The following is a 6,980-nucleotide window of genomic DNA, read 5'->3' as shown; positions in this document are numbered from 1 at the left end:
TGTAGACTCTCTGTTTCACTCGGACAGTGCGCAACCGATTCGACAGATCGCTGGCGTTGAACATAGTTCGAGTGACATTGCAAGCGACCCGGCTTCTGAGATGCCAGACGGCAGTCCCATTGCGTGTAGTCTTGACCCGTTGTGTCATGTCTGTAATCCATTTTTTCTTTTTCCTTTCATGGTATAAATAATTGCTGGCATAATTAACTTCTCCTGCGACGGATACCGCGCCCGCTGTGAGACTGCTCCATCAAGGCACGCTGGTAACCATAACGCTCCGCATCGCGACACTTATCGCAAAACGCGCCCCGCGAATATGCCGAGAACCGCAGCTGTCCATGTATCCGACAGTAGAGATTGTTACCATTTCTGTAAATCTTCGGGAATCTTGGCATTCCGATTTAACCTCCTATTGAGAAGCCGTGATCGACGCGTCCAAACAGATATTAGAATCCTTCGGCGGCGAGTAGTGGATCACCCACTCCTTCTTTTCTTTCGTGACACTTAAGCCCTCCGCCTTCAAGTCCGGCTTATACAACTCCCAGACATCCCAGAACTGATTCCACGCATCTCTTTGCGTGATAGCACCTGTCGGCGATAAACGGTAGTAACCACGATGCACAAGGAACGCAGCATCGAGATACGCGAACCGAACGAGACCCGTTATCTTTAGTCTATTCTTCTTCGATGTGAGTTGCGTGATCAGCGGTCTGTTCATTTTCTTCTCCACCACGAGTCGGGAAATAAGGGATCGCAGCGTTCGCTAAATCAAGCAACTCGCCACGCACATCTTGCATCTTCGTGACCGCGACGGAGACCGAACGCCCTTGTGGGACCCTGCTGACAAGATACGTCGTCAACTCGAAACATTCTTTAGAGATCGCATCACAAGTATGATGCACAGGAGTATCACCGCCCCCCGGCCCCGTATATTCCAAAAGGTCTGAAAGCTCTTCCGATAATGCACCGACCTTTCCGGTCTCCCAATCGTTGGCGATCGCAGTGTTAAACCATCGCTCCGCTGAACGCAGCGTCCGTAACAGCAACTCATATTCAAACTCACATTTCTCACGATAGTTACAGACAGCCTCGATATGATTCAGATTCGCCTGCATGAGCTCGATCTGAAGATACCGGAAGAACTCCGCCATCACCTTCCTGAAGGTATCAAAACGGTGTTTGACAATATCAAAGAGCTTCAACTGTTTTTCGGTCATCTCTTTCTTGTAAGTGAAATCGGCTGCCACGCGCGTGAGCATCGCATCACAGGCAGCATTGGGTTGAAAATGATTTGGCATAAGTCCTCGCTTCTTTTAAAAAGTTATTAATCTAAATTTATATTTAATTGGATATATATCCAATTGAATATATACTGACACAATTGACGGGTTTTGTCACTCTTGAAAATGACGACGCTCCCCGGACTTTATCACTTTTGCGACGCGTTGGTAGCGTGCCGGATTTTGACGCGCCGCAAGCGATAATAAAACCGCTTCGCTCGCTTTTTCGTAGTCTTTTGCTTTCATTGCATTGAACTCATAGCGAGTAAGAGCTAGGAACTCAAAGTAAATAGGTATCTGAAGTGGAAAGAATGAGACATAAATCATCATCTTCTTTTCCCTATTTTACTACATCCTTATGTTTTACTCAATATGACTTCATTAATAAAATCCTTGAATTCAAGGAAGTTCGGAAGTCCAAGATTGAATAACATATCAATAATCCCCTCTTTTCGAGGATCATCGAGGGCCCGCCATGTTTCTTGAAACACCTGCTCGGCTTCCTGTGCTGCGCTTTTTAGATTCGCAAACAGTAACAAAGCGATCGCATCGTCATCGAGCGGTGTATCCAAATGTGAATCGTTAACCTCAACCCGATTGCAGGGACCGGAATCGAACCAGCATATACAAGAATATGAATCTTGCGAGTTACCATTACTCTACCCTGCATAAAACAGTTTAAATTCTAACATTTGACTTTACTTTTAACCGTAAATACGGTACCCTACTTGTGTCTGTTATGGGGTTTTGGCATTACGACCCGCGACACCTTGTCGCGGTGCCACCCCGATTGCTGTCGTAAGCGGTTGAACGGACATAACAGGCGAAAGCCAAAGGAAACATATCATGAAAGCTATTATCTTCAAAATATTTGTGATTACAGGAATCTTGATACTCACCGCAGTTTTCGCCTACACACATTCTGGCAGAACCGACAAATCCGGTGGACACTATAACCGAAGAACTGGCACATACCATTATCACACCCCGAAAACTCGTAGCACAACATCAGTGCCAAAACCGACTCTGCCAGAGGCACCACCGCGTATTTCCCAAGCACGCATCACACCCAAAAGCGACACCCCTTTATCGCCGGGTAGCGAGAAGTATATTCCAACTCAATTAGAGTGGTTAGTGCTTCAACTGAATGCGAAATCTTCTTTCACCGGCTCCTTAACAGGAAACGTGCTATATCTTAAAGATGTAGATGGCAATACTGTGCGTATAGTAGTATTTTTCAGACATAGACGACCGGTACCAGGTGATACAGTTTCTACAGGCGACAACCTCTTCATAGAAGTGATAGAAGACAGCGTCCAACGTGAAGCAAAGCTACACGGATGGCAAAATTGGGTAAAAACGAGAGTGGAAAAACGTTATTGGCAGTAATTCCTTCTGTTTATGTTTTACACGTTTATCCGCCAATAACCACTCCCGGTTAGAAGTGTAGAATCTATTCTAACTCAAAGTATTTCCGATCCCCTGTCCGAATGACTTCAGCGTTTCTTCTATATCTGACAGGGTTTTGCTCTGCCGCCAACGATAACAATAACTCGTTTGCCGCTGCCGCATAATCCCCCTTTTTTATATTCCCAATGAACTTCTTAAACGTCATAAAACGCGTTTGTCCGAGATTGAACAAAACATCAACAATACATTCCTTGCGGGGAGCATCTAACGTCTCCCATGTCCGCTCGAAAATAGCGGATGCTTCACCCGCGACCCGATTCAAATCAGACAGCAATAACAAAGCGATATGCGCGTCAGATAACGGTGTATTGAGTATCTCTCTCGCAGTGTCGATGTCATCGATATAGACGCGATTATCGCCAACAACCACTTTTTCCAAATGTTCCGCAATCGAAAACTTCGGGTTGATCAGACGCAACTCAGAGATGCTAATCCCCAATAACGATAGATTCCGGCCAGCACCAATCGCAATACCCGTGGTATCCGGGTAGGGTTCGGCTTTATGCCCCTCATCTCGCAGGATATGGTCGGTCGCATCCCGTAATGTTACACCCGCCTCGTTTTCGATCCGTTTGATGCGTGCTTCCAACTGCGGATGATCGGAGACCCGCGCATCCATCTTTTGCCGCGTTGGCGTTGAGAGCCCCCCCGTTTCATGCTGCTTCTGTAGTGCGCTGAGTTGCTCATTGAGCGTTTGTAACATGACAAACTGCTGTTTAACCAAATTCTCCGTACTGTTGAGAATACTTGTTTGTATCCATATTAAGACCACCAACTTTATCAAAATAATGATGAAAGCCGATGGACGGACGAGTTTGGATAAAAAGGATTTAGACGTTTGTTGTTCCATCTTTTGGGCTCTCGGGTGCCGCGATGGCGGCGTTCTTGCCAAATAAGTGGGACCCGACACTTGTCAACACGATCACTAAGGCATTGAGAATATTATTCAAGTCAACGGCTTGCCCCCGAATCGCTTCGATCACAATACAGATAAACAACAAAGCAAAAACACCACCGATAACCAGTCTTTCTTCAAAGTCCTTATGCTTTTCTTTCATGGTATACCTCACTTTCCGACTTCAGTGACCGAACAGTTATACGGTTCGGTCGCCGCCTCTTAAAACCTCAACTTCGCGCCAATCCGTGATGCCGTGTGGACATCATTATCCGCGAACATTAAGGTGAGATTCACATTCAGTGACAATCGTTCTCCAAGTCGGAGGGATGAATTTTTGGTAAAACTGTGTTCGAGATCGCTCCCGTCTACGCCTATATTCACCTGATACTGCATCGAAACACCACGGGCGTTGCGAACACGGATAAAGGCTGTCCAGTTGAATGTTGTCTCGGCTTCTGCTGCCAACTCAGGGATCTCGTTTCGTGCGAAGTTGCCAAGTCCAGCAGAAAAAGACCACAAACGCCGTTGAATCTCCGGCAACTGAAGAAAGTATCCAAAATCCGTCTGTAAATCAACATCCCGCTCGGTATTCCGCAATCCTTTCGCAAACGCATTGACTTCAAATCGACGCACAGGTAAGCCGACTTCTGTATACAAAAGCCGTTGCACCGATTCGGTTTCGCCGTCAACGTGAATGTGTTGCGTTTCTGCAATAAGGTATCCATTGATACGATGCTCGAAAGGAACGCCTATCGAAACACCTATTGTTGAATCGCCGCCGGCGTGTGCCCAAGAGACACCGACCTCCTTTTCCGATGGCGCGGGTGGCACTTCTCCGAAGGCGTTTATCAGGGTCGTGAAAACAACAAACAGGATCGCAACTGAAAATCGCAAACTATTTTTCATTTTTTCCCCCACCATTCATGGAACTCCATTTTCGTTCCCCCATCATACCGGTATGCTAAACCTTTCTCGATCATATAGTCGGCGACGTTCAGACCGTCAATAAGCACATCGGCGACAACGCGACCGAAATACTTGTCGGGCTCCGGGTTCGCTATCACGAACTCTAAGTTGTTTCCTTCCAACAGCATCAGCAGTTCGGCAGACGCGAGTGCCGCAGCCGCGCGTTCCGCCTCTCTTTCGGATTCCGGGCGTACCGTGCCATCTTTGTATTTCGTCGCCGGCTTCTTCTCCGGTGTATCGATGCCCTTGATCCGAATATCTGTGATGGCGTAGATATCCTTATCTTTTCTGAAAATGCCGAGCCATAAGACCTCTGCCGGATATTCCGTTTTCAAATCCGCGATATCGATGTAGACATCCTGAATCGTGTCGCCATCGTAAACCTGCTTAGATGCGTCTAAGAGCGCAGGGTAGGTGCGTGTCTGTACGTCTTCCTGACTCGATATATGATGCAAACAAAACAACGTCAAGGAGAGAATAAAAACGCTGATGAGACTGATTTTATCCCATCTGACTCTCTCTTTTTTTAGGTGTACCCCGAAGACGCTTTCGGCGCGTCTGCGGAGTTGATTACGGTTTCTCATCTTAGACCTATCTTAGACCTCCCGATAGTTGATACGCGCGACCTGCGCATCTACACAGCGCATCTCGCCATATTCCTTTATTTCCTCACCTGTTACGGTATTCTTCATAATCCGAACCAACTTCATTTTCTGCGGCTGTTCAGTTGCCATCAAATCCGCATACACGGTTTTACCCGGTCCTGCGGTCGCAGACACTTGATATTCAAGTGTTTTTGATTCTGTTGTTTCCCTCTTGTGAGGTGCGGCAGCCGCCAGGTTTCGTAGTAAACAACTACCGCATAAGTTAACTATTGCCCTCTACTTTTAGCGAGTGCTGCCTCTTTGCGCGCTGCGTTAGCTTCAGCGGCGGCTTCTGCTGCTGCGACTTCAGCGACGACGTCAGGTGAATTTGCTGCGGCTTCTTTTTTTGCTTGTTCTGCACGCCATGCTTGCGCTTCCGGTGTGTTGAGTTCAATATAGTTAGAGAATCTGACTGTTGCATCGGCGTATTGATCAAAAGTGATTGTGCCCTTCTGCTGAACCTCGGCATTGGTTTCCATATTGATGAACCGTCTGATAACGTCAACTGTCCCTTTCTTCATCTCAACGATCACTTCACAATCGCAAGCAGTGAACGGGTCCAAAACGGCATTGGCAGAGACGCTTGTCGCTTGACTCTTTTCCTCGCCGGTTGCGCCGGTCCAACTTGCCTCGACACTCAGCTTTACACCGAACTCCGTTTTCACGAAACTTGCTTCACCGCCGAAAGCGATTTTGCTTTCTTGTTCGATACCGATACTGGCTCCCCATTCGTCCGACTGGCTATAACTTTCCGAGTATTCGATTTCGACACCGACACTTGCGCCATCAAGCGGTGTGCTATTATCTGCGCGCACTTTACCGCCGAGCGTGGTGTACGCTTCCCAGTCCGCAGTGGACTCATCGACTTCCATCGAAAGCAGTTTGTAGTCTACACCGCCGATCGCGATAATAGAGATAGCCTCTTGGTATCGCCTAAAGGGGTCTTCCCAGAATTTGACTTCCTTCGGTCCAGAAATAACCAACCCCGGCGTGGTCTTGAGACTGTTCGGGTTCGATATATCGAAGTGGTCTATAAAGCATTTAATGCTTAGACCTTCCGGGACTTCTATCATATCGAACAGATCGTCAAGCCAATCCTGTCCGCCTGTACCAGAGCCTGTCCACATATTCAACACGGCATGCTCAGTTGTGAGCGGCACTTGCCCGTGAAAATCTTCAGCACCGCCCCAATCTTGCCAAAAATGACCGATCGCCATCTGTTTCCGTAGCAGTTCTGTTTCTTCTATTTTGACACGCTTCGGTTTAGGACCTTTCCGATAGAAACTCATATCATGATAGTCGTTGCAATAGTAGACAAACGTAGGTTCGTCTTCACTTTCCTCAACGGTATCATACAGAGAGACTTTAAACCCTTCACCCACATACATTGACCCGAATGGTACATTGTGGTGTGTGCCGAGACCGAATGTCTGTTTCTCGCCCTTTTTCCAAATGCCAGAGTAAAAATCAACAGCCATTTATTTTTCCTTATCTTCTTTTTCTGCTTGTTCTTTACGCCATGCTTGCGCTTCAGGCGTATTGAGTGCTCTAAAGTTAAAAAACTTAACCCCATCGCTATCCTTTCCAAAATCGCAAGCCGTGAACGGTTCCAAAACAATCACCTCAAAAATATTTCCGCTCTCTGCAGAAACTTTAACGCTCTCTGCAGAAACGTTTGACGCTTTCCCGTTAAAACTCATTATGTTCCTTTGTGTCCGGGGA

Annotated in this window: 11 protein-coding genes and 1 tRNA gene; 1 reads left to right on the top strand and 11 read right to left on the bottom strand. The window is 47.0% G+C overall.

Annotated elements, in window-relative coordinates:
• Positions 1-674 precede the first annotated feature (674 nt).
• The 4 genes from V6Z81_06590 to V6Z81_06575 all read right to left on the bottom strand — a co-directional run bounded on the left by V6Z81_06590 (position 675) and on the right by V6Z81_06575 (position 1,949).
• Positions 675-1,298, bottom strand: a complete 624-nt coding sequence (locus tag V6Z81_06590; GenBank protein MEG9862154.1) for a hypothetical protein — start codon at positions 1,296-1,298, stop codon at positions 675-677.
• Between the two features lie 96 nt (positions 1,299-1,394).
• Complete coding sequence (locus tag V6Z81_06585; GenBank protein MEG9862153.1) at positions 1,395-1,610, bottom strand: hypothetical protein; 216 nt, start codon at positions 1,608-1,610, stop codon at positions 1,395-1,397.
• 26 nt (positions 1,611-1,636) lie between these two features.
• Positions 1,637-1,852, bottom strand: coding sequence for a hypothetical protein (locus V6Z81_06580; protein ID MEG9862152.1), 216 nt, complete (start codon positions 1,850-1,852; stop codon positions 1,637-1,639).
• A 25-nt stretch (positions 1,853-1,877) separates the two neighbouring features.
• Positions 1,878-1,949: transfer RNA gene (locus tag V6Z81_06575), tRNA-Met, on the bottom strand.
• Between the two features lie 177 nt (positions 1,950-2,126).
• Here V6Z81_06575 and V6Z81_06570 point away from each other — a divergent pair.
• Positions 2,127-2,669 (top strand): YHYH domain-containing protein, encoded by a 543-nt coding sequence (locus V6Z81_06570; protein MEG9862151.1) that lies wholly within the window; start codon positions 2,127-2,129, stop codon positions 2,667-2,669.
• 64 nt (positions 2,670-2,733) lie between these two features.
• Here V6Z81_06570 and V6Z81_06565 read toward each other — a convergent pair whose 3' ends face one another.
• The 7 genes from V6Z81_06565 to V6Z81_06535 all read right to left on the bottom strand — a co-directional run bounded on the left by V6Z81_06565 (position 2,734) and on the right by V6Z81_06535 (position 6,958).
• A complete protein-coding gene (locus V6Z81_06565) occupies positions 2,734-3,453 on the bottom strand; it encodes a hypothetical protein (protein ID MEG9862150.1) in 720 nt (239 codons plus the stop codon).
• A gap of 127 nt (positions 3,454-3,580) precedes the next feature.
• Positions 3,581-3,808 (bottom strand): hypothetical protein, encoded by a 228-nt coding sequence (locus V6Z81_06560; GenBank protein ID MEG9862149.1) that lies wholly within the window; start codon positions 3,806-3,808, stop codon positions 3,581-3,583.
• Between the two features lie 59 nt (positions 3,809-3,867).
• Complete coding sequence (locus V6Z81_06555; protein MEG9862148.1) at positions 3,868-4,554, bottom strand: hypothetical protein; 687 nt, start codon at positions 4,552-4,554, stop codon at positions 3,868-3,870.
• Positions 4,551-5,198 (bottom strand): thermonuclease family protein, encoded by a 648-nt coding sequence (locus V6Z81_06550; GenBank protein ID MEG9862147.1) that lies wholly within the window; start codon positions 5,196-5,198, stop codon positions 4,551-4,553. Before V6Z81_06550 ends, V6Z81_06555 begins: the two co-directional genes overlap by 4 nt.
• A 12-nt stretch (positions 5,199-5,210) precedes the next feature.
• The gene (locus V6Z81_06545) at positions 5,211-5,348 is read right to left on the bottom strand and encodes a hypothetical protein (protein ID MEG9862146.1); all 138 of its coding nucleotides are present in this window, start codon (positions 5,346-5,348) and stop codon (positions 5,211-5,213) included.
• Positions 5,349-5,485: 137 nt separating this feature from the next.
• Positions 5,486-6,736 carry an aerolysin family beta-barrel pore-forming toxin gene (locus V6Z81_06540; GenBank protein ID MEG9862145.1) on the bottom strand — a complete coding sequence of 417 codons (1,251 nt, stop codon included), beginning with the start codon at positions 6,734-6,736 and terminating at the stop codon, positions 5,486-5,488.
• Positions 6,737-6,958 (bottom strand): hypothetical protein, encoded by a 222-nt coding sequence (locus V6Z81_06535; protein ID MEG9862144.1) that lies wholly within the window; start codon positions 6,956-6,958, stop codon positions 6,737-6,739. It lies immediately after the preceding gene.
• Positions 6,959-6,980 lie beyond the last annotated feature (22 nt).

The organism is Parvularculales bacterium (genome assembly GCA_036881865.1).
In the GTDB taxonomy this organism is placed as follows: Bacteria; Pseudomonadota; Alphaproteobacteria; order JAPOUT01; family JBAJNM01; genus JBAJNM01.
The sequence above is the reverse complement of the archived record's forward strand: the minus strand, read 5'-3'. Positions and strand labels throughout refer to the sequence as shown.

Excerpts from the sequence above, each read along its gene's own strand:
- V6Z81_06590 (MEG9862154.1), bottom strand. The coding sequence starts at position 1,298 with ATGCCAAATCATTTTCAACCCAATGCTGCCTGTGATGCGATGCTCACG.
- V6Z81_06585 (MEG9862153.1), bottom strand. The coding sequence starts at position 1,610 with ATGATGATTTATGTCTCATTCTTTCCACTTCAGATACCTATTTACTTT.
- V6Z81_06570 (MEG9862151.1), top strand. The coding sequence starts at position 2,127 with ATGAAAGCTATTATCTTCAAAATATTTGTGATTACAGGAATCTTGATA.
- V6Z81_06565 (MEG9862150.1), bottom strand. The coding sequence starts at position 3,453 with ATGTTACAAACGCTCAATGAGCAACTCAGCGCACTACAGAAGCAGCAT.
- V6Z81_06560 (MEG9862149.1), bottom strand. The coding sequence starts at position 3,808 with ATGAAAGAAAAGCATAAGGACTTTGAAGAAAGACTGGTTATCGGTGGT.
- V6Z81_06555 (MEG9862148.1), bottom strand. The coding sequence starts at position 4,554 with ATGAAAAATAGTTTGCGATTTTCAGTTGCGATCCTGTTTGTTGTTTTC.
- V6Z81_06550 (MEG9862147.1), bottom strand. The coding sequence starts at position 5,198 with ATGAGAAACCGTAATCAACTCCGCAGACGCGCCGAAAGCGTCTTCGGG.
- V6Z81_06545 (MEG9862146.1), bottom strand. The coding sequence starts at position 5,348 with ATGGCAACTGAACAGCCGCAGAAAATGAAGTTGGTTCGGATTATGAAG.
- V6Z81_06540 (MEG9862145.1), bottom strand. The coding sequence starts at position 6,736 with ATGGCTGTTGATTTTTACTCTGGCATTTGGAAAAAGGGCGAGAAACAG.
- V6Z81_06535 (MEG9862144.1), bottom strand. The coding sequence starts at position 6,958 with ATGAGTTTTAACGGGAAAGCGTCAAACGTTTCTGCAGAGAGCGTTAAA.